We start from the raw sequence: 21,803 nt of genomic DNA on the forward strand, positions 1-21,803 counted from the left end.
CCATGGCGGTAACGGACAAGGAGCATGAGATGGTCGCCCGAGAAAGTCTGGAACTCGTACAGGGGTCGAAGCGAGCACGCCGGGCGTCTCCGGCGGTGCGCCGCACGGCCCGCGGCGTGCTCTTCACGGGCGCACTGGTCGCCATCGGCCTCGCGATGGCCCTACCGTTTCTCTGGATGATTACGAGCTCGTTCAAGCCCATGCGGGAGATCTTCGCGTACCCGCCCACCCTCTGGCCGCAGTCGCCGACCCTCGACAACTACGTCACGGCGTTCGGCCGCACCCCTGTGGCCCGATGGTTCTTGAACAGCGCCATCGTGACGGGGTCCATCACGCTCTCCAACGTCCTGGCCGACGCCATGGCAGCCTACGCCTTTGCGCGCCTGCGCTTTCCCGGCAAGGACGTGGTGTTCGTCTTGCTGCTGGTGACGCTCATGATCCCGTTCCATCTCACGCTGGTGCCGCTGTTCCTCATCCTCAGGAGCCTCGGCCTGCTCAACTCGCTGGCCGGCGTCATCGCACCGGGGCTCGCCTCCATCCTGGGCGTCTTTCTGCTCCGGGGCTTCTTCGCGGACATCCCCCTGGAACTCGAAGAGGCCGCCCGGGTCGACGGCGCGGGGGAGTTCCAGATCTTCTGGAGGGTCGCGATGCCGCTCGCCAGGCCGGCTCTGGCTACGGTGGCCATCATCGTCTTCGTGCAGAGCTGGGGCGAGTTCTTGTTGCCGCTCCTGGTGCTCAACGACCGCAGTGCCTTCACGCTGCCGCTGGGCATCCGGATGTTCCAGGGAGAGTACTCGACGGAGTGGGGCCAGCTGATGGCGGTCACGTTCCTGGCCGACCTACCCATCCTCGTCCTATTCTTGATGCTCCAGCGGCACTTCATCCACGGGCTCACACAGGGGGCGCTCAAGGCGTGAGGTACTCGGTTTGCAGCATCATCATGGCCGAGCACGGGCCGGAAGAAGCGGCAGAGCTCGCCGGCCGGTACGGGTACGACGGGATCGAGTGGCGGGTGCACCCCGGCGGGCACTTCGCGCCGGTGGAGTTGCCGGCCGCCGCCTCGAGGATGCGCAGGCTGGCCGAAGACCATGGGCTCGAGATCCCCGCCCTGGCTGCGTACGTCGAGCTCGGGGCCCTGGGCGAGGGAGAGGAGCAGGCGCTCGAAGAGCTCGCACGCGTCGCCGAGGCTGCCGAGCTGGCGGGCGCCAGGCTGTTCCGGGTCTGGGCGCCGGCATACGACGGGTCCACGCCGTATGGGACGCTCTTCGACAGGGCACGCCGGGGTCTCGAGAAGGCCGAGGCCGCGGCGCGCCGCCACGGAGTGAAGGCCGCAGTGGAGATCCATCTGGGAGGCATCACGCCCAGCGCCGGCCTGGCACGCCGCCTCGTGGAGGGATTCGACCCGGCCCATGTCGGGCTCATTCACGATCCAGCAAATCTCATCTACGAGGGGTTCGAGAACTGGCGGATGGGGCTCGAGCTCATCGGAGAGTACCTGGCCCACGTCCACGTCAAGAACGCCGCATGGCTACGCGGGCCCGACGGGCGCTGGCGGTGCGAGAGCGCCCCTCTGGCGCAGGGGCAGGTCGAATGGCCCGCCGTCGCGGCGGAGCTACGCCGCGCAGGGTACGACGGGTGGCTCTCCCTCGAGGATTTCTCGGGACAGCCCGTGGAGGACCGGCTGCGGAGCGGCATTGCCTTCCTGCATCATTTGGGCGGCTGAAGGGACGTCTTCGCAGGCCGGGCGCTTCGTATGTCAGGGAGGGGATGGCCGTGCGGTCCTGTCTTCGCGTGACGTTGCTCGCGGCGTGTCTGGCTGCGGGTTTCTCGGTCGCGTCGCTGCCCACCCGGGCCGGAGAGAACCTGGCCAGACCTGCCGGGCAGAGTTCGCGCCCGTACGTCCTGTTCGGAAAAGACGACATTCCCCGCTTACGGGAAAAGGTGCAGTCGGGCGTGGCAGCGACCTGGTGGGCAACCGTGAGGGAGCGAGCCGAACGGGCCCTGTCGAAGGTCGTGGAGAAGACCTCCGAGCGCGACCTTCGCTACGACGTCCTGGATCTGGCCTTCGCGTACCTCATCACCGATGACGACCGCTACGGTCTCAAGGCCAGGGAGATTCTCCTCAACATCGACAGGTCGGTCCAGTGGCGGCCTGGCCCCGGCGACTTCCCGTGGAGATGGCCGCAGCTTACCATGCAGACGGCCCTGGCATACGACTGGATAGCCGGTGCGGGGCTGTTGAACGAGGAAGAGGACCGGCGCGCCCGGGCCCTCATCGCTCAGGCTGCCAAGATCATTTACGACGGTTTACGAGGACCCGAGGATCAGAAGGCCAACCCCTACTGGAACCTTGTGAATTTCCGGCTCCGCAACGACGCGGGTCTTGGCGTCACAGCCCTGGCCCTCGGTGACTTCGACGACCCGGAGCTGGGCAGCGCGGAGGAGTGGGCCGCATACGCGCAGGCAGATCTCTTTGGCGAATCCGGGTGGGTGGTGGATCACTATCTCTCCCAGATGGTAACTGCAGACGGCGTGTACAAAGAGGGTTCGAGCTATGCCCAGGACAGTTTTCGAATGCTCATCCCGTATCTGTACGCCATGAAGCGCGTGCGCGGAGTGGACTACTTCCGATACCCCCAGGTGCGTAACCTATTCGGGTGGCTCGTGAAGACCATGCTCCCGGACGGTAGCCAGCCCAGCGTCGACACAGGGTGGGCACCCGCCGCTTACTCCTCCGGAATGCACCACTGGGTGGCATCACAGTACCCGGAAGAGGCGCCCGCGTACATGTGGGCCTGGCAGAAAGAAGGCCGTCCCGTGCCGGCCGGAGACCAGGTGCTGGCCATCATTTTCTACGAACCCGCGATGGAGGCGAGCGCGGCCCCGCCCCGGTGGGAGCCGACGCAGTTTTTCGAGGAGGGCGGGTATGCCGTCCTGCGCAGCGGCTGGAACGACGATGCCACCATGATGTTGCTCCTGGCAGAGCACGTTCCCGACCGGTCCTCCCACGAACAGCCCGACCAGACCAGCTTCCTGCTCTTCTCACGGGGCGCGTACCTGGCCATCGACCCCGGGGATGGCCGAGACTACCCGGACCGGCGTCACTACTGGATCCGATCGCCATACGCTCACAACCTGGTCATCGTGGACGGGCAGTCCAGTCCCGAGGTGGCATGGAGCTACAGCGAGGTCAAGGATCCCGCTTACTTCGACCTGACATTGGCGGCCCGAGGAGCCGACATCGCCCGGGTTCGCATGCACTACGACAAGGTCGACGTGGACATCCGGAGGACGGTCTTGTTCGCTCGCCGCGAGTACTTCATCGTGGTAGACGACCTGCACTCTGACGGTGAGCACAGGTACGACTGGCAGATCCATCTGGGCCGGGCGGATCGCGGCAAGCTTGACATGCGCCCTGACGGCGCTACATGGACGATCCCGAACGACCGGGGTCGGAATGTTTCCCTGGACATCTGGTTCGCCGCGCCTTCCGTGCAGTTGACGTCCGCGACAGGCCCGACGAACTACGTACCTCGGGAGACGTTCGACCATGTCTACCTGAAGGCGACGTCGAACGGGCAAGACGCGCGGTACGTGACCTTCCTCTACCCGCGATACGAAAGCGACCCGCCTCCCCAGCTCGAGCGCCTTCCGGCATCCGGAGGGGAGGCCTTCGCCCTGTTCGATGGAGAGCGCCTGGACGTGCTGCTTCTTCGATCGGCGGACACGGGCGACCCTGCAACGAACTCAGCGGCGGCATCTGCGCAATCCCAGGGACGAGCACGGCTCGTTCGAGCCGTGGTGGCCGGCGAAGAGATCGAAGCCGATGCCGAGCTCCTCTACGTGAGCCGGGACCATGGAGTGACAAGGGTCATAGCCGGGATCGCCGTTGGGAACGTGAGGATGGGAAAGGACACGCTCATCAGCACTGGGGCGCCGGTCACGGCCGTTTGGGAGACAGGCAGGTGAAGCAGCAATGCCAGGCGTAGCACGAAGCAGCCCGAACCGGGGCGGTTCCATCCTGGATTTCGTGGGCAGCACACCTCTCGTGGAGATACGCAGCGACCGGCAACCGAACTGCCGGGTACTGGCTAAGGCAGAGTTCTATAGCCCCAGCGGCGGTCCCAAGGACCGCGTCGTGAAGCGCATCGTGGAAAAGGCAGAGAAGGATGGGCTCTTGAAGCCTGGCATGGCGCTCATCGAGGCCAGTACCGGGAGCACCGGTATTGCCACGGCGCTGGTTGCCGCCGTTCGGGGTTATGACGCGGTCATCGTCATGCCCGAAGGGATGAGCCGGGAGCGGCGCCAGATCATCGAGGCTCTCGGGGCGCGCCTCGAGCTTACGCAAGGGTCAGGAAGCGATATCGAGCGAGCGATCGCACGCGTGAAAGAACTGATGGCCGGCGATCCGGGCCGGTACTTCTTCATCAATCAATTCGTCAACCGGGAGAACGTGGAGACGCATTACCGGGAGACCGGGCCCGAGATCTGGGAGCAGACGGGCGGCGCTTTGGACGCGTTCGTGGCGATGATGGGAACCGGAGGCACCGTCACCGGCGTTTCGCGCTACCTGAAGGAGCGGGATCCCCGCATCCGTTGCTTTGCGGGCGAACCCACGAGCAGTGCCACCTATCTCACGGGACAGAAAGGCGCGCATGTGATCGAGGGTGTTGGCGACGGCTTGGTCCCCGAGATCTTCGACCGAGAGGTTGTCGACGGGTTCGTGCTGATCAGCGACGAAGAGGCCCTGGGCACGTGCCGATGGCTGGCACGTCGCCACGGCCTGCTCGTGGGCCCTTCCTCTGGGGCCAACGTGGCAGCGGCGCTGAAGCTGGCCGAAGCCTATCCCGAGTTGGAGACCATCGTTACCGTCTTGCCGGATACGGCGTTGCGATACCTGAGCACTGGACTCTACGGTCGCGCCGGCGTAGGGTTCGACGCCCAGGGGCCAGATGGCCCGGTGGAGTGGTGGCAGGAACGGTGTGTGCAGCGACTGACGGTCGTTCGTTGAGCCTGTTGCGACCCAAAGAGCCCGGGACCGAGTGGGTCGGTCGCATCCCTGGACGCGAGGGGCTTTGGTGTGTCCGGATCGAAGGATCTCGGGTCAGCGGGGTCCATCCTGTGTCGCAAGAGCCCGACGGCAACAGGGACTCGATACGCGCCGGTCGAGTGCCTTACATCAGCCCGGGCTTCCTGGATCTCCAGCTCAACGGGTTCGCGGGCTTGGACCTCAATGGGGAAGCGCTGTCGCAGGAGTCCCTCGTCGTCATGATCCGGGCGCTTTGGGCTACGGGAACGGCTCTCTTCCTTCCGACTCTCGTCAGTGCGCCCTTCGAGCGCCTTCAGGGTGCGCTGAAGGCCCTCGCGGACTTCGTGGAGGCTGCGCCGCACCTCGACTTGCAGTCCCGTCTGGCCGCGGCCAGCATCGCAGGCATTCACCTCGAGGGCCCTTACATCTCGCCGGAGGACGGGCCGCGCGGCGCCCATGTGGCAGCATTTGTGAGGCCGCCCGATTGGGATGAGTTCTGCCGGTTGCAGGAGGCGGCGAGTGGCAAGATACGCCTCATCACTCTGGCACCCGAATGGCCGGGAGCTATCGATTTCATCGAACGTGCGGTGGCCAGCGGCGTCACAGTGGCTATCGGTCACACGGGTGCCGACGGTCACCAGATCCGTGCCGCGGTGGCCGCTGGTGCGCGGCTCTCCACTCACCTGGGAAATGGAGCCCACGCCCAGCTTCCCCGCCACCCGAATTACCTGTGGGAGCAGCTCGCGGCGGACGACTTGTACGCTACGTTCATCCCGGATGGCTTCCACCTTCCGCCGAGCGTTTTGAAGAGCTTTGTCCGTGCCAAAGGGGTGCACCGCAGCATTCTCATCACAGACGCCGTGGCAGCGGCAGGGGAAGCCCCCGGTATCCGTACCTTAATGGGCAGGGAGGTGGAACTCACCCCGCAAGGCAAGGTGCAGCTGCTCGGTACCCCATACCTTGCAGGATCGGCGCTGCGCCTCGACCTGGCGGTTGCCAACGCCATGCGGATGGCCGACCTTCCGCTGGCGGACGCGATCCGAATGGTGACGGAAACGCCAGCCGCGGTTGCTGCCCTGACGTCCCGGACGGGACGACTCTGCTCGGGCATGGAGGCCAATCTTACCCTGTTCCGGCTAGGGGAAGATGCCGCCGTCGAGGTTCTCGCCACGGTGGTCAAGGGACAGGTAGTTTACACAGCAGGTGATTTCGCATGAGGCGGGGGCATGAGATGCAGCCGGTCCGAGTCCTCCGGGTCGATGGCCTGACTGTCGAGGTCTACGAGGACAGACGGCAGATGGGAGCGGCAGCTGCGGCTCGGGCTGAACGTATCCTGACGAATGCCATAGCATCCCGAGGCCAGGCCCGGGTCGCCTTTGCCTCGGCCCCGTCGCAGAACGAGCTCTTGGATGCGTTGGTTTCGTCGAGGGTCATCGATTGGTCGTGCGTGGCGGCCTTCCATCTTGACGAGTACGTCAACCTCCCTGCGGACGCGCCTCAGTCGTTCGGACGGTTCTTACGCGAACGGTTGTTCGCACGGGTTCGCCCGGGCGAGGTCCACTTCCTCGACGGCAATGCCGCCGATTTGCAGGCGGAGGCGCGCCGCTATGCAGCGCTTCTCTCCCAGGCTCCGCTGGACTTGGCTCTTACAGGGATCGGGGAAAACGGCCACCTGGCGTTCAACGAGCCCGGGATGACCGACTTCGAGGATCGGGAGCTGGTGCGGGTCGTCGAACTCGATCCTCGCTCCCGTGAGCAACAGGTGCACGACGGCTGCTTCGCGTCCCTCGAAGAGGTACCGCTTCACGCGTTGACCCTGACGGTACCCGTCATCATGGGCGCCAGGTCCATCGTCTGTGTCGTACCCGGAGCCACGAAGCGCCACGTGCTGCGTCAGGCCTTGTACGGGCCCATCACCCCCGGCCTGCCGGCGTCGATCTTGCGCCGGCATCCCGACGCAGCGGTGTTTGCCGACGTGGCGTCGGCTTCGGAGCTGTAGATGTCGACGCAGGGCAGACTCGGCCCGTCGACGCGACTGGCTCCGAGACCCGGCGGCGGCTCCCGTCCACCGCCGGTGGATGACCAACGGGCGATTCACCGGCCGACGACTCATCGGTGGCGCCCGGAGAGTACGGCTCGTGCCAGCCCGAGAAGCCACCGCCATCCGAGCACCCGTACCGAATAGCGCAGAGTGAGGCGGGCGATGCGTCCCGCCTGCTCGGGTGCCGGCCGCCACGCTGCCATGCCGCCGTCGAAGGGCTCGTAGGGTACGCCGCGCACCACCACGGCGGGAAAGCCTTCGGCCGTCTGGCCCATGACGAGCGCTGCCGCCGACGCAAGCTCGTGTGTCACCAGATCCGCCCCGCCAAACTTGGGCTTGCCCATCCGGTCGGGGGCACCGAACTTCCCGGCGGCGGGCTTGATCCCGTAAGAGCCGCGAGCCACGTCCTGCGTGCCCAGCCCGAGGGTATACTCGGTGTCGGTGATGACCACCGGTACGTGCAGGCCCGTGATGCGTCGCACTTCTCCGGCCAACCGGCGCGCCTCTTCGTCAGGATCGGGCGGGGGATAGCTCACCTGCCCTTCCGGGTGGTTGGACGCGTCCACCCCAGCGCTCGAATAGACGTCGCCACCACGCAGGGTGAAGACCTCGTAGGGGAACCGCTCGATCAGCCTCTGGACGGCCAGCGTGTCCGAGCCGAGTTGGGCCGGAGTGACGACACCCTGTCGAACGAACTCGGCCAGGGGCAGCACCATCAGCACCGCATCGGACTGGCCCAGCACGACCTCCAGGAACCGGGCCTCCAGCCCCGTCCGGGCCGAAAGACGCCGGGCGGCTGCAGAGGGGCGCACGTCGCGAAGCTCTACCAGGTACCCCCTGGCCTTGGAGACGATCTTGCTGGTGACGACCAGCACGTCGCCGGCCTGGAGGCCCCCGCAGGCGCGCCGGGCGCCCTCGACGAGCAAGGCGCCCAGGTCATCCCCCGGCCGCACCTCCGGCATCGGGAGCCCGAAAAGCTCGATTTTCACGGCGTTGGCCCTCCGCTACTCGTACAGTAAGCAGCGCCGCCGCCTCTCGAGGAAGGCGGCGAGCCCCGGCTGCCAGCGTTCACGCAGTGCGCGCACCGGGAGCCCGCTTTCGATGCCCTGCCGGATCCAGCCGTTGCCTGCGAGTTCGTCCAGATAGGCGTGGGTCTGGAACTGCCCCGGGTAGAGGGCCTTCGCCGCGACCAGGATCTCCAGCCCGGCGGAGACGGCGTCGAACCGCTCCCTGTCCACGACGTGGATCTGGACGCCTCCCACTGCCTCGCCCGCGTACTTCCCCCACTGCGGGACGAACTCGACCGGCCGAAACACCACGCCTTCCAGCCCCCGGGCGTTGAGGTAGCTCGCGAACTCTTCGGGCCGCACGTAGGGTGCCCCAACGAGCTCGAAGGGGCGGGTCGTTCCGCGGCCCTCGGAGAGGTTGCTCCCCTCGAGCAGCCCGGCACCCGGATAGACGGTCGCGGTGTGGAGCGTGGGCATGCCGGGCGACGGCATGACCCAGATGGGTAGGCCTGTCTCGTCGTACCACATCGTGCGCCGCCAGCCCCGCATGGGCACGACCCAGAGCCGGGCCCCCAGGTGATGCTCCTCGTTGACGTAGCGGGCCAGTTCGCCGATGGTCAGGCCGTGGCGGATCGGGATGCCCGGGTAGGCCCCCACGAACGAGGTAAAGCCCTCCTCGACCACCGGCCCCTCGACCTTGTGGCCGCCGATGGGGTTGGGACGGTCGAGCACCACGAAAAGCAGCCCGTGGCGAGCCGCCTCCTCCATGGCATACGCCATCGTCGACTCGTAAGTATAGAAATGTACGCCGGCATCCTGGACGTCGAAGACCAGCGCGTCGAGGCCCTCGAGCATTTCCGGGGTAGGCCGCCGCGTCTTGCCGTACAGGCTGTACACCGGCAGGCCGGTGACCGGATCCCTGGCATGGCCCACCTCGCCGGTGGCCGCCCCGCGAAAGCCATGCTCCGGAGCGAAGAGGGCCCGAAGCTCCCACCGGGTGTCCTGCCGGAAGAGGTCGACGATGTGCCGCCAGTCCCGGTTGATGGCCGTGGCGTTGGTGATGAGGCCGATGCGCTTGCCCGCGAGCGGCCCCGGATCCTCCAGCACGACGTCGAGCCCCACCGTTACCGCCATGCCCTGCCGTCTCCCGGCCGGCTCTCCGAACCGGCGTAGATCGCCGCGGTCTTCGCCGCCATCGCCTCCACGGTGAACGCTGTCTCGTAGCGCCGCCGGGCGCCCTCCCCGAGGCGTTCGCGAAGGCCGGGGTCGGCCAGCACGCGCTCGAGCGCCCGGGCCAGCGCCGTGACGTCTCCCGGAGGCACCAGCACCCCGCTCGTCCCGTCTTCGATCAGCTCGCCCGTGCCGCCCGCGCGGCTCGCCACCAGTGCCCGCCCGCAAGCAAGCGCCTCGATCCCGACCAGGCTCAAGGCTTCGTCCAGGGACGGCATGCAGACCACGTCGGCATGGGCCATGAGCCTCGCGGCGCCCGGTACCGGCCCTGCCAGCTCGACTCGGGTTCGCAGGCTCTCGGAGCGCCTGATCCGCTCGCGCAGCTCCGCCTCCAGGGGCCCTGCGCCCACTATCACAAGACGCGCCCCAGGAGCTGCGGGTGACACCTGCTCGAAAGCTTCCAGAAGCTGGCGCACGCCCTTCTGCTCCGCGAGGCGCCCCACGAAGAGCACTCGCGGACGCCCGTCGCCGAACGGCCACGCCGGGGCAGGCTGTTGCAGGGGATCCGGCACCCCGTTGTGCACCACGCGCAGCTGCCCGGGCGGCAGCCCGGCCTTCTGCAGGCGCCGGGCCTCCTCTTGCGAGACCGCGATGACCGGCACCCTCAGCCGCCGCAGGATCCAGGCTGCCAGCCTGTAACTGGTGCGTGCGCCGGGGCCGAAGTAGCCGTGGCTCGTAAAGAGAAAGCGCGCCGGGGCCTTCTGCCTCCGGGCCTGCCGGTAGGCGAGCCACAGCAGCTCGGCTGCCCCGTGGACGTGCACGATGGAAGAGGCCCTCGTGCCGGCTACCGGCGCCGCGGATCCCGAGCCTTCCGCGAGCGCCTCGCCGAGCGCCCGGCGGAAAGTGCGCATCCCGACCCACCAGTTGCCCGTGAGGTCGTCGAAAAGGTGCATCCGGGCGCCAGCCGCCACGAACTCCGGCCTGAGCGGCCCATCGGGCGCGACGACGCGAGGGGGCTCGCGCCAGGCAATCGCGCGCACCAGGTGGAGCACGTGGTACTCGGTACCACCGATACCGAGGTACGGAAGCACGTAGACGAGCCGGCCGGGCCAGGGGATCCGTGCCGTCAAAGTCGTCCACGTCCCGGACCTACGCCGCATTGTCGCCGGCCGCATGCACTGCCATCGTCACATCCCGTGGCGTATGATCTCAGGGCTGCTCCGGCCTGTCCACCAGGTAGAACGCCCGGCCGGGGCCCCATGGGGTATAGACGGCGGCGGTGGAGAACCCCGCCTGTTCCAGCGCGCCCCGCACCTGCTCCTCGGCGTACGCCCGCTGCTCGAGGGCCAGGTCCGTGCGTCGCCAGGCGCCCTGCTCCAGGCGGAACAAGGTGAACTCCATACGGGCAACGCCCTGGGACGGGTCGAAGCTCGAGCGTTGAATGAGCGCGTGGTCGTCTCCCACGAGCCCGGACGAGGAACCCGTCCATCGGGTCTCATAACCCGCCCGGGTGTTGACGTCGAACAGGAACCGGCCGCCCGGCACCAGTGCGGCGTAGACGTTGCGGAAGACCGCCGCCAGTTCGTCCAGCGACATGACGTGGTTGAGGCTGTCGAACAGCGAAAGCACCGCGTGGAAGCTCGGCGCGAGGTTGAACGAGCGGGCGTCGGCCTGCACGAACTCCGCCCCTGGGGCGTTTTGCCGCGCGAAGGCGAGCATCTGCGCCGAACCGTCTATCCCCACTACCTGGTACCCACGGTCCGTCAGCAGCCTCGCCATCTGGCCCGTGCCGCAGCACAGGTCGAGAATGCGGGCGCCGGGCGCAAGCATGGAAAGCACCAGGTTTTCCACCACGGGCAACACCCGGGCGCTGTACTCCCCCCAGTAGCGGTTGTAAAACCATGCCAGGGGGTCGTAGCCGGAGTACGTACCCGCATGAGAACCCCCTTGCTCGGGCATGGGTCCCACCCCCTCCGTGTGCCGTGCTCCGGCCTTTGGCGGTCCTCACGACCCGATCCTCAGGTAGCGGCGAGCCTCCTCGGGAGTGACGTAAGGAGCCTGCAGGCGCACCGGCTGGCCGGAGCCGACCACGAAGAGCATGTCGCCCTTGCCCGCCAGCGTTTCGGCCCCAGGGCGGTCGAGGATGACCTGCGAGCTGACCCGGCTGCTCACCTTCAGGGCGATCCGGGCCGGGAGGTTTTCCTTGATGGCGCCGGAGACGACGGTGCTGTCCGGCCGTTGCGTCGTCAACACGAGGTGGATGCCGGCGGCCCGCCCCTTGCTGGCCAGCTCGAGGACGCGCTGCTCGAAGGCCTCCCGGCTTTTCCTGGACGTCATGACCAGCGTCGCGAACTCGTCGACCATGCAGAGGATCGGCGGCGCCAGAGGCTTCGGGCCGTCGTAGACCGTCTGCACGCCCGAGGCGCTGAGCCGGGCGTAGCGGCCCCTCATCTCCTCGATGAGCTGGTCCAGGGCCTCGAGGATGCCTGACACGTCGAGGACCGGCGGGCGTAGCAAGAACGGCGACCCGTGCAGCGGCGCAAAGGTCACCTGCTTCGGGTCGACGAGGAGCAGCTGCACGCCATCCGGGCCGTACAGCGCGCCGATGGAGGCGGCCATGGAAAGCAACAACACGCTCTTGCCGCTGCCCGTCGTGCCGGCCACGAGCAGGTGGGGCGTGTTGGGATCCGCGAAGTCGAGGAAATGGACCGCCCACCCGAGGCCCACCCCAAGTGGGATCGCAACGCTGCGAACCGCCCCCTGCCGGACGCCCTCCGAGCCCGAAGCAGTATTGCCGGGCGCCGGCCCGCCGGATCGCTCGAGCAGCTGGTGAAGGCGGACGGTCGCGGGAACGCCTCGGGCCACGTCCACGGCGATGGCGCCCGCCACGCTGTCCACCATCGGCTCCTCGGGGAGATTCAGGCGCACCTTGAGGTCCTCCGCGCGGCTGCGGATGCGCTCCACCGTGGTGCGGCTCTCGGGAGCCATCTTGTAGCGAAGGAACGAGGGCCCTTCCTGGACTTCGACGGTGCGCACGTCACAGCCGAACGCGCGCAGCACCTCCTCGAGCTGGCGCGCCTGCACGGGGAGCTCCGCCGGCTGCGACACGCCGGCAGGCCGCGCTTCGACGTCCACCGTTTCGCCGGTCCCCACCTCGCCGGCGACCGGCTCGCCGCTCGCCGCCGTCTCTTGAGAGGACGCGCCCGTCTGGCGAGCCGCTGGGACAGTCGAGGTGGCCGCATACGGTGGAAAGACGTCCGGGCAGGGCGGGTGGTAGACACACGCCTCGCAGAGCCCGGGCAGGCGACTTGCCGGGGGCGGAGGGTCGCCGGGCCGCCAGCGAGCCCACTCCCCCAGCTGAGTGACGAAGGGCCGCAGCTTTTGCTCGATGGTGGCGGTCACGTCGGCCCCCTCGAAGCGACGCACCACCGTCCCATCCGGCGTGACGTAGACCAGCACCGGCTCGACGGCGGGGGCGGCCGCTCCCGATGGCCGGCGCGCGGCCCGCCGGCCTCCCCTCTCGCCGGGGCGGTCCTCGAGCAGCCAGCTGTAGAGCGCCACCTGGAACAGGTCCAGCGGCGCATCCTGTGGCGGAGTGGTCTTGAACTCCACGACGACCTCACGGCCGTCCCTGCGCCGCACCACGACGTCGGCCACGCCGCGGACGGAGGCCCGGCGGCCGTCGCCGAGCTCGACGACCCGCTCGATCGGGACCTCCGAGCGCACATCGAGCCCACGGCGCCGGCTTCTTAGCGGCCACCACCCGCCCCCGGCCGCGTGCTCGCGGCCCACCTCGGCCAGCAGGCGGCACAAGAACCGGACGGCCCGCTCCAGGACGGCCCACAGCCGATCGGCCTCGGCCTCCGGTACGCGTCGGCCCTCGCCGCGGCGCCACACGTCGAACAAGCTGCGCCGGGCCACCGCCACCCAGGCATCTTCGCCCGGATAAGGGGCCGGGCTCCCGTCGCTCTCGCCGGTAACGGGCGCGGCCGCCGCCGAGGGCAGGTGGGCGACGAAATCGGCCACCATCCGGTGCAACGTGGCCCCGAGCGGAAACGACCGGCGCACCTCCGTGAGGGGGCGCCGGCCCTGGCTCAGGACGAAGTAGCGAGGACACGCCAGGGCGGCGACCGCCTCGCTCACGGAGAACGCCATCTCCCGTTCCGCCGTGGCCGGGGCGGGGAGCGAGGGCTCGCGGCCAGGCTCCGCAACGTTCTCGCTGGTGGTCGTCGCAGTCCCCGCCACCTGCTCGAGCGCCTGCAGCAGTTCGCCCAGGATCTCCTCGCCGGCCCCGTCCTCGACGAGATGGCCCAACGCCTCCCCGGCCTCGACCGGCCGGCCGCGCAGGGCCACATCCCCCGAGTCGGCCTCGCTCAGCAACGACCACAGGGCTTCCAGGCCGGCCATGGTTTCGTCGCCGGCCTCGACGACCCGGCCGCCCAGCGACTCCCACTGCCGCACGTACTCGCGGCCCTGCTTCCACCCGCGGGGCACGCCGAGGCGGCGCTCTCGCACCACGATGCCCCGATCGAGCCGGCCGTCCCGAAGCTGCTGTACCAGGGCTTGCATTTGCCTGGCAAAGCTCTGCCCGCTGGTCGTGTCGACGACGGCGATGCCCACGTGCAGCGGTTTGCCGTCCCGCTCCAAGCGCACCAGCACCACGGGCGGCTGCCCGCGCACGGGCCCCGGGCGCACCTCGGCGCCCACCGGCCTCCACCCGCCGGCAAGGCGGCGCCTGCGGCCCAGCTCATCCAGCAGCCGCTGGACGGTCCGGGCCACCTGGGCCCCCTCGGCCGGCAGCGGCGGCCGGGCGGCCGGGTGGCGCACGGCAAGCTTCCGGCGGGCCCGTTCTGCCAGCTCCAGTCGCAGCGCCTCGCGGAGCTCTCGTGGGCGCTCCTCCGGTGGGCCGGGTTGCTTGCCCGGCGCTTCATCCGTCCTTGCTCCCGGGGCGACGATCGGAACGACCTGGCCCAGCGCCCGCATGCGGCGCAAGGCGTCGCTGCACTCGGCCAGCACCTTGCGCGGGCCGGCCGCGCCCGGGCGAAACAGCTCCGCAAAAAACTCGTGGCGAAACGGGTACGCGGTCCAGGGCGGCGATTCTCGGCCGTACAGGACCCGCATCCGCAAGTCGCACAACTGCTGGGCTTGCTCGGCCGTGAGCCCCCTCAGCCCGATGATCTCGCCCGCCAGGCGGTCCTGGACCGACTGGGGCCAGACCCTGGCGGCCTCGGTCGACGTCTTGTCCAGGCACGCCAGCACGAGCAGCAAATTGGGGGCCTCGTCGTGCAGCGTCATGAGGCGGTTGCCGAGAATGGCCAGGCCCGGCTCGGCTGGGCTGCTCGCCAGGGACTCCAGCTGGTCCCACGCCATCACCACCGGGCCCCAACCCGCCAGCATCCGGGCCAGCGTCACGATGGCGCCCCGCACGTCCTCCTCCGTCGCCAGGGCGTGGCTCAGGCCCAATGCCCGCACGTCCTGCGGATCCATCTCGTTACCCGACAGCCAGCTGCGGGCCCGCTGCCACAGCCGCCGGTGCGAAAGGAGCTCGACCGCCCGCACGACGTCCAGGTCGATCCCCGGGTACCGGGCGACCAGTTGGCGCCGGTCGAGCCGCGTCACGGCCCTCACGACGGCCGCCAGCTGCTGGCCGGCACCGGGGGCGATCTGCTGCTCGAGGCTCGTCACCAGCTGGCGGATGAGATGCCGGTAGGGGCGTTCGGGGTCGGAAAAAGCCGTCACGTAGACGAACAGCGCCGGCATGCGGAGCCGGGCCTTCAGTCGGCCCAACAGGTGCGTCTTGCCGAACCCGGGCTGCCCGACGACCATGACCGAGCGCGTCCGGCGGTCGGCCCGTACCGCCTCGACGAGCTGCAACAGGCGCTCGGTCTCTGCCGCGTGGATGCTCGCCACGTCGGCCTCGAGCGGAGCCTCCCACGCCGAAGCCACCGTCCGGCGCTCGAACGGGTCGGGTCCGGTGAGGATGCGCCGGTCGAGCTCAGAGGCATCTGCCGGGCGTGCCCCGCCTTGCGGCTCAGAGCGTGCCGCCTGCATGCGCCTCACATCCCCCGGCGGAACCAGTAATAGAGCTGGCCCAGCCACGGATCGCGGATGGAGCCGGCCTGCTGCTCGGGCGAAAGCGAGGCGGGATGATCATGGGGCACGAGCCACACTTCACGGCGCGCGGCCAGCTCGAGCACCAGGCGGTCGAACGCCTCGCCGTCCACCACGCCCGCCAGGGCCTTGCGCACCTGGGGAACAGGTACGAGCCCGAACTGGCGAGTCTCCCGGTCGAGACGGTCGATGGTGGCCAGGAGCCGCTCGCGGAACGCCTCCAGCGACAACGGAGGGGGCGAGCTGTCCGGTTGCGTCTCGCCGGCACCGGCCCTTGGCCGAGCGGAAGGCGCACCGAGGAGCGCTTCCAGCCGCGCCATGCGCTCGCTTGCCGAGCCCAGGAGCGCCTCCATCGCCTGCACGCGCGCTTCGACGGTGCTCAGGCGGCCTTCCAGCGCTTCGACCCGTCCGGGTATCGGATCGACCGCCGTGGCCGTGGCGCCGGCGCGCCGAGCGGCTCTACGGCGGGGGGCGACGGGCCGTGCCGGCGGCGCCTGGGCCTGAAGACGCCCGGCCAGCTCCAGCCCCGCCTCGGTCAGCCGCAGGCGCTGCCTACCCGTTCCTGTGGGCCGGGCGTCGACCAGCCCGGCGAAGACGAGGCGCTCCGCCGCGCCCTTGAGCACGTCCTCGGGAGGCACGGTCTCTCCCCTGGCGCGTGCTGCCTGAAAGAGCTCAGCAAGCGTGCGCCCTTCACCGCCGCGGCCATGCCTGGCGTGCCATCCTGCCAGCGCCAGCACGATCGCCCGTGCGGCGTCGTCGAGTTGGGGAAGGCCTCCTGGTGCCACAGCCGGCCCTTTGCGTGCAGGAGCCATCGCCGCCGCCCGCCTCTCGCGAAAGAGCCCGTCGCTACGCTACCCTGTGAGCCGCGCGATTCGACCCGCTGGCAGTCGTCCCCTTCCCCCTCCCTCAATGCCCCAGGCGGTACCCGACGCCGCGCACGGCCTGGATCAGCTCCGGCGCGCTCCACGGAGGCGGTGGGCCTGGCCGCAGCCGAGCTGCACAAAGGGATCGAGGAGATTCGAGCCTCCTCCGTCGAACTTGCATCTCGCGCCACCGCCGTCGCCGAACTGGCGGGCCGGCTCACCCGCAGTGAGCGCTCCGGGTCCAATGCGGCGCAATTCGACGCATCCCACACGGAAAGAGCGGGTCCATCGTGAACCTGACAACATCTTCTGCCCCCGAGCACGGAGCCCCCGGCTCAGGATCCGGGGATGTTCGCGCCCTGGCTCCGCCCGAGGAGCTATTGCACGCCCTCTTCCACCGTTCTCCCGACGGCGTCGTCGTCACCGACGCGCAGGCCCGCATCGTCGACGTCAACCCGGCCTATGAGGCCATTACGGGATATGGCCGGCAGGAGTTGCTCGGGCAAAACCCCCGGCTGCTCAAGTCCGGCCGCACCGCCCCCTCGGTCTACCGGGAGATGTGGGAGTCCCTTTCCGCCCGGGGCACGTGGCAGGGTACCTTCATCAACCGGCGCAAGGACGGGCAGGAGTTTTACGCGTTCTTCTCCACCATCCGGCTCGGCGAAGCCGGCCGGCCACGGGGCTACGTGGGGTTCATGCGGGACATCACGCCCATGGTGCGTGACCGGCAGGAGCTTTCCCGCCGCGTCGAGGAACTGCGGGTGACCCAGCGGGTCACCGTACGCACGCTGGCCAGCCTGGCCGAACACCGGGACCCGGGGATTGCCGGGCACCTCGACCGGGTCCAGGCGTACAGCCTCCTGCTGGCGGAGACACTGCGCGGCATGCCGGGATGGCAGGCGGTGGTGGACGACGCCTTCCTCGACGCGCTGGCGAGCGCCAGCTTGCTCCACGACATCGGCAAAGTAGGGGTCCCGGAGGGGATCCTCTTCAAGCCGGCGGCGCTCAACGCGGCTGAGCGGGCAGTCGTGGAGCTCCATCCGCTCATCGGGGCCGATATCTTGCGTCATGCCGACGACCGGCTCAAGGAGGAGCTGGGACTTCGCAGGAGCTTCTTGACGACGGCCCTGGAGGTCGTCCTGCACCACCATGAGCGCTGGGACGGCACCGGTTACCCCGAGCGGCTCCGGGGCGAGGCCATCCCGGCTGCCGCCCGTATCGTGAGCCTCGCCGACTTCTACGACGCACTGACCTCCCGGCGGGTGTACCGCGAGGCGTTCGAGCCCGGCCGGGTGACCCAGATGGTGAGAGAGCGGGCCGGCACCCAGTTCGATCCCGCCGTGGTGGAGGCGTTCGAGCGCCGGCACGGGGAGTTCGAGCGTATCGCGTCGGCAGCCCGCTGAAAACCGCGGGTCCGCCCAACAGGGGGTACCTGCCACGCCCGTGGACCGATATCTGTCACCTCTTCCAGATATTGTGCTTCCTGGCCTGGCCCACAGGCGGCAACGGCAGCAGGGCACCGCTCGCTCCTTTCCGAAGGGAGTTTCCTGTCAGGGGAGGCACGGTTTGGGGTGGACGTCCAGATCTGCCCGATGGTACCTCGCTAACCCGCCTCTGCCCATCGCGTGAGCTCACGGAGTGTTCGGGTGCCCCCCTGGCCACTCTGAGAAGGGGGGACCAGACGATACTGATGCACTGGCGCATCCTGTCGCTCATCGACAGGGCGCTCGGCTACCTCGAGGAGATGCCGCACCACGCACCCCGCAGCGTCGAGGCGTTGCGCCACCTGCAGCGCGGCCTGCGCTCCGGGAAAGCGCTCGAGGTACCCGAGCGCCCTGCCGGTGACATCATGCTGGAGAAGTGGCTGCAGCGCTACGTCCGCACGCTGCAGGAACTCCACGCCCTCTCCCAGGAGGCCGGAGAGCTGACGGCTGGGTTGCCCGGCCAGCCGGCGTCATCCCGCCCGCCCGGCACCGGCACCTCCACCAACCTGCGGCTCTGATCGGCCGCTCCCGCTGGCATGCCCCCGGGCATAGCTTGACGGCGAACGCTCGTTTGCCTCACAATAGGAAAGCCGAACACGCATTCGCATCCGGTCGGCGAGGGGGGCAAGCGTGAGCGCGCCGGTGCAAGCTGCGGCAGTGCGGCCGGCACGGCATCCGTGGAGCCACCGGCGGATACAGGTCGTGCCCATGCCCACCGTGCGGGCCATCAATCCGGTGCGGGGCATGCCGTTTCGCTGGAGCTTCAACCCTTACCGGGGCTGCTCGCACGCTTGCCGGTATTGCTATGCCCGGCGGACCCACGAGTATCTGGGTTACAATGCCGGAGACGACTTCGACCGGGTGATCCTGGCCAAGCTCGATGCCCCGGAGCGCCTGAGGGCCGAGCTGTCCCAGCCTTCGTGGCGTCGCGACCGCATCGCCGTAGGGACGGCCACCGATCCCTACCAGCCGGTGGAGGGACGGCTGCGCCTGACTCGCCGGGCTATCGAGGTCTTCGTAGAGCGCGCCAACCCGATCTCGCTCGTGACCAAGTCGACATTGGTGATGCGAGATCGGGATCTGTTGGCCCTCTTGAGCCGGCGAGCGCCCGGCACCGTGGTGTGGGTAAGCGTCACGACGCTCGACCGGAGCCTGGCTCGTTCGGTGGAGCCGGGCGCTCCCCCGCCTCACCAGCGGCTGAGGGCCGTACGAGAGCTGGCACGGGCGGGCGTCCCGGCAGGGGTACTGATCGCCCCGGTCTTGCCCGGGTTGACCGACTCGGAGCAGCAGATCGAGGAGCTCGTCCGGGTGGCGGCTGAGGCAGGAGCCTGCGACGTCGCGGTCCATCCTTTGAGGCTATGCGAAGGAGCCCGCGACGTGTACCGGGCGTGGCTCCTCGGCTACGTTCCGCGCCTCGAGCACCTGTACGACCGCCTCTATCCCGGAGGGTCGGTCAACGTAGCCGCGTCCTACCACGCGTCGCTCTCCGAGACCGTCACCCGTGTCAAGCGGGCCATCGCCTTCCCCGGAGAGCCCGCCGCGGAGCGAGCCAACGACGAGCGGGGGAGCGGGGCTCCTGCTCGCGCCGTCCAGCTCACCCTTGGCTGGTGAGCGCGGCCGGGGGAGCAGGCCTGGCCGCCGGGCAGGTGTGCGCCCGGCACACCATCCGGCAGGTAGCGCCGTGCGCGTTGGGGTAAGAGATTCCCGAGGCCGGACGGGCTCGCCCGGCAACATACTCCGGGGCAGGGATGTGCAGCATGACGCAAAGGGATGACGCGAAGAGGGCCTTGCCCGGCCACGTGGGGGTCTCAGAAGAGGTCGCCGCTGCGCTCCCGTCGGGCCGCGTGGTGGCGCTCGAGTCGAGCCTGATCTGCCAGGGAATGCCATGGCCCCACAACCTGGAGACCGGGCTGCAGGCAGAGGAGGCCGTCCGGACTGCCGGTGCGACCCCGGCCACCGTCGCCATCCTGGAAGGGCAGGTGCGGATCGGACTCTCCAGAGCCCAGCTCGAAGCCCTGGCCCGCCGGGAGGATGCCGTCAAGGTCGGCATCCGGGAGATCCCGTGGACGCTGCTCCGGCACTTGACGGGCGGCACCACCGTCTCGGCCACCATGGCGCTTGCCGCGCTTGCCGGCATCCGGGTGTTCGCGACCGGGGGCATCGGCGGCGTTCACGGAAGCCATGACCTCGACATCTCCGCGGATCTCGTCGCACTGGCGCGGTTCGACATGGTGGTGGTGTCGAGCGGCGCCAAGTCGTTCCTCGACATCCCCGCCACCCTGGAGGTCCTCGAAACGCTCGGGGTCCCGGTGATCGGCTACCGCACGGGGGACTTCCCCGGGTTCTTCGTCCGCACGACCGGGTACCCGCTGCCCATGCGCGCCGACGAGGTCGAGGACATCGTTCGATTTGCCCGTCTCAAGTGGAAGCTTCGCCTGCCCGGTGCCGTCCTCGTGGTCAACCCCGCGCCGGAGGCGGACGCCGCAGACCCGGCCGCGGTGGATCGGGCCATCCGGCAAGCTCGCCAGGAAGCCGCGCAGCGCGGGATCCGGGGCCAGCGGGTCACCCCTTTCATCCTCGAGACGATCCGGCAGCTCACCGGCGGGCAGAGCCTGAAGGCCAACAAGGCCCTGGTCGTCGACAACGCGGCGCTGGCTGCCCGGATCGCGGTGCGGTTGGCAAACGCCCCCGTAGGGGATGAGGTGCCGTAATGGGGGATGAGGCATAGCCCGGAAAGAGGCCCTGCGGGTCTGTCCCTCCTGCGCCGGCCCTCCGGCAGTCGTAATCGGCGACGTGCTCGTGGATCGCGTGCTGCGCGTCGAGGCTCTGCCCCCGCCGGGCGGGGACGCACCGGTACTGGCCGTGCAGGAACGTCCGGGCGGCGCCGGGCTCAACGTCGCCTGCGCTCTCGCCCGGCTCCGAATCCCCTGCGTGGTCGTGAGCCGCGTGGGGGAAGATGACGCGGGACGCCGCCTGATCGAATTCCTGGCCGTGTCGGGTGTCGACCCGTCGTTCGTCGCAGTGGGGGACGTGACGGGCACGGTCGTCTCGGTCGTGGACGGCTCGGCCCAGCGCACCATGTTCTCGTGGCGAGGGGCCGCCGCGGGGGTACCCGGGCTCACCCGGCGGCTCGAGATGACGTTGCGGGCCGCACCCTTTCTCTTCCTATCGGGCTACTGGCTGCGAGAGCCGCTTCAAGCAGCCTTCTGCCTCGATATGGCCCGGATCGCAAGGGAGACCGCGGTCATCGTGGCGCTCGACCCGGGCCCATCGGTGAGTGCCATCCCGAGGGAGACTCTGGCCTCCATGGTGCTCCTGACCGACGTGCTCCTGGCCGGCCAGGACGAACTCGCCACACTCCTCGAGAGGCTCTCCCCCACTGATCGGTTCAACGGCCCTGTGCGCGGGGAGTCGCTGCAAGGATGCGCCAGACGAGCGCTCGCTCACGTGCCGTGCGTTGCCGTCAAACTCGGAGCAAGAGGGGCAGCCCTCGCGGCGGACCTCCCCGGAGGCCGTGCCGCCACGGCGGGCCCTGTGCCGGCCACCGCAGCAGCCAGCCGGGTGCCACCCAGGCTGTTGAACGTCCTGTCTGCTGTCCTCCACGACGCAACCGCCGGTCTGCTCTGGCTGACCCGTGCCGCCGAGCCCATCGAGGCCACCGACACCACGGGGGCGGGAGACGCCTTCGACGCCGGGTTCATGGCGGCCGTGGCCCGCGGCCTGCCGCCGCAACGATGGCTCGAGTGGGGCAACCGGGCGGCGGCCGACCTGCTCACCCGCCATGGGCGACCGTCCGGCCGGCCGACAACTTCGGCCGAGAGGTAGCCGGATCCGCCACGGCTCGAGCTGTCCGATCGGTCTCACAGGATGGCCTGCGGAAGAAGGGCTCCACCACGGCGCAGGGACGGCAGCAGCGGCCCCGGACAAGAAGCAATCATGGGCACCGGGACAGCATGGTGGGCAGGAAGGGACTCGAACCCCTGACCTCTACGATGTGAGAGCAGCCGGGCTATTTCGCTGCTTTCCTCCGGTGTTCGTGTACCGCTTCGCTCCAGGCTTGGAAGGCCATGGCGAATCCATGTTCGCCGATCGATGTTC

At 69.1% G+C, this 21,803-nt stretch carries 17 protein-coding genes; 11 read left to right on the forward strand and 6 right to left on the reverse strand.

The genetic code is table 11. The features are described from left to right. Nucleotides 1–29 precede the first annotated feature (29 nt). The 6 genes from U7230_RS10790 (at nucleotide 30) to U7230_RS10815 (ending at nucleotide 7,028) form a co-directional block, all read left to right on the forward strand. Nucleotides 30–917 (forward strand): carbohydrate ABC transporter permease, encoded by an 888-nt coding sequence (locus U7230_RS10790; protein WP_324715849.1) that lies wholly within the window; start codon nucleotides 30–32, stop codon nucleotides 915–917. Continuing rightward, nucleotides 914–1,723, forward strand: a complete 810-nt coding sequence (locus U7230_RS10795) for a sugar phosphate isomerase/epimerase family protein (protein WP_324715850.1) — start codon at nucleotides 914–916, stop codon at nucleotides 1,721–1,723. Before U7230_RS10790 ends, U7230_RS10795 begins: the two co-directional genes overlap by 4 nt. 44 nt (nucleotides 1,724–1,767) lie before the next feature. Next, nucleotides 1,768–3,969 (forward strand): heparinase II/III domain-containing protein, encoded by a 2,202-nt coding sequence (locus tag U7230_RS10800; protein WP_324715851.1) that lies wholly within the window; start codon nucleotides 1,768–1,770, stop codon nucleotides 3,967–3,969. Nucleotides 3,970–3,976: 7 nt separating this feature from the next. Next, a complete protein-coding gene (locus U7230_RS10805; protein WP_324715852.1) occupies nucleotides 3,977–5,011 on the forward strand; it encodes a PLP-dependent cysteine synthase family protein in 1,035 nt (344 codons plus the stop codon). A 158-nt stretch (nucleotides 5,012–5,169) separates the two neighbouring features. Continuing rightward, entirely contained in the window at nucleotides 5,170–6,246 is a 1,077-nt protein-coding gene (locus tag U7230_RS10810; protein ID WP_324718232.1) for an N-acetylglucosamine-6-phosphate deacetylase, read from the forward strand. Continuing rightward, nucleotides 6,243–7,028, forward strand: a complete 786-nt coding sequence (locus tag U7230_RS10815; protein ID WP_324715853.1) for a glucosamine-6-phosphate deaminase — start codon at nucleotides 6,243–6,245, stop codon at nucleotides 7,026–7,028. Before U7230_RS10810 ends, U7230_RS10815 begins: the two co-directional genes overlap by 4 nt. A 110-nt stretch (nucleotides 7,029–7,138) precedes the next feature. On the opposite strand, the gene U7230_RS10820 is transcribed toward U7230_RS10815, so the two are convergent. The 6 genes from U7230_RS10820 to U7230_RS10845 all read right to left on the reverse strand — a co-directional run bounded on the left by U7230_RS10820 (nucleotide 7,139) and on the right by U7230_RS10845 (nucleotide 16,170). Beyond that, a complete protein-coding gene (locus tag U7230_RS10820; RefSeq protein ID WP_324715854.1) occupies nucleotides 7,139–8,059 on the reverse strand; it encodes a coenzyme F420-0:L-glutamate ligase in 921 nt (306 codons plus the stop codon). 15 nt (nucleotides 8,060–8,074) lie between these two features. After that, nucleotides 8,075–9,211 carry an exo-beta-N-acetylmuramidase NamZ family protein gene (locus tag U7230_RS10825; protein WP_324715855.1) on the reverse strand — a complete coding sequence of 379 codons (1,137 nt, stop codon included), beginning with the start codon at nucleotides 9,209–9,211 and terminating at the stop codon, nucleotides 8,075–8,077. Next, nucleotides 9,202–10,377, reverse strand: coding sequence for a glycosyltransferase family 4 protein (locus tag U7230_RS10830; protein ID WP_324715856.1), 1,176 nt, complete (start codon nucleotides 10,375–10,377; stop codon nucleotides 9,202–9,204). Before U7230_RS10830 ends, U7230_RS10825 begins: the two co-directional genes overlap by 10 nt. Before the next feature lie 79 nt (nucleotides 10,378–10,456). Beyond that, on the reverse strand, nucleotides 10,457–11,206 hold the full coding sequence (locus U7230_RS10835; RefSeq protein ID WP_324715857.1) for a class I SAM-dependent methyltransferase: 750 nt from the start codon (nucleotides 11,204–11,206) through the stop codon (nucleotides 10,457–10,459). A 45-nt stretch (nucleotides 11,207–11,251) separates the two neighbouring features. Continuing rightward, nucleotides 11,252–15,298, reverse strand: coding sequence for a DNA translocase FtsK (locus tag U7230_RS10840; RefSeq protein WP_324715858.1), 4,047 nt, complete (start codon nucleotides 15,296–15,298; stop codon nucleotides 11,252–11,254). A 5-nt stretch (nucleotides 15,299–15,303) separates the two neighbouring features. Then, a complete protein-coding gene (locus tag U7230_RS10845) occupies nucleotides 15,304–16,170 on the reverse strand; it encodes a hypothetical protein (RefSeq protein WP_324715859.1) in 867 nt (288 codons plus the stop codon). A 341-nt stretch (nucleotides 16,171–16,511) separates the two neighbouring features. On the opposite strand from U7230_RS10845, the gene U7230_RS10850 reads away from it, so the two are divergent. The 5 genes from U7230_RS10850 (at nucleotide 16,512) to U7230_RS10870 (ending at nucleotide 21,530) form a co-directional block, all read left to right on the forward strand. Beyond that, nucleotides 16,512–17,624 (forward strand): HD domain-containing phosphohydrolase, encoded by a 1,113-nt coding sequence (locus U7230_RS10850; protein WP_324715860.1) that lies wholly within the window; start codon nucleotides 16,512–16,514, stop codon nucleotides 17,622–17,624. Nucleotides 17,625–17,911: 287 nt separating this feature from the next. Beyond that, complete coding sequence (locus U7230_RS10855) at nucleotides 17,912–18,223, forward strand: hypothetical protein (RefSeq protein WP_324715861.1); 312 nt, start codon at nucleotides 17,912–17,914, stop codon at nucleotides 18,221–18,223. A gap of 112 nt (nucleotides 18,224–18,335) precedes the next feature. Further along, nucleotides 18,336–19,316, forward strand: a complete 981-nt coding sequence (locus U7230_RS10860) for an SPL family radical SAM protein (RefSeq protein WP_324715862.1) — start codon at nucleotides 18,336–18,338, stop codon at nucleotides 19,314–19,316. A 146-nt stretch (nucleotides 19,317–19,462) separates the two neighbouring features. Further along, nucleotides 19,463–20,416: a pseudouridine-5'-phosphate glycosidase gene (locus U7230_RS10865; protein WP_324715863.1), complete on the forward strand. Its 954-nt coding sequence runs from the start codon at nucleotides 19,463–19,465 to the stop codon at nucleotides 20,414–20,416. A 73-nt stretch (nucleotides 20,417–20,489) separates the two neighbouring features. Then, nucleotides 20,490–21,530, forward strand: coding sequence for a carbohydrate kinase family protein (locus tag U7230_RS10870; protein ID WP_324718233.1), 1,041 nt, complete (start codon nucleotides 20,490–20,492; stop codon nucleotides 21,528–21,530). Nucleotides 21,531–21,803 lie beyond the last annotated feature (273 nt).

Source organism: Limnochorda sp. L945t, from assembly GCF_035593305.1.
Classification (GTDB): Bacteria; Bacillota; Limnochordia; order Limnochordales; family Geochordaceae; genus Carboxydichorda; species Carboxydichorda subterranea.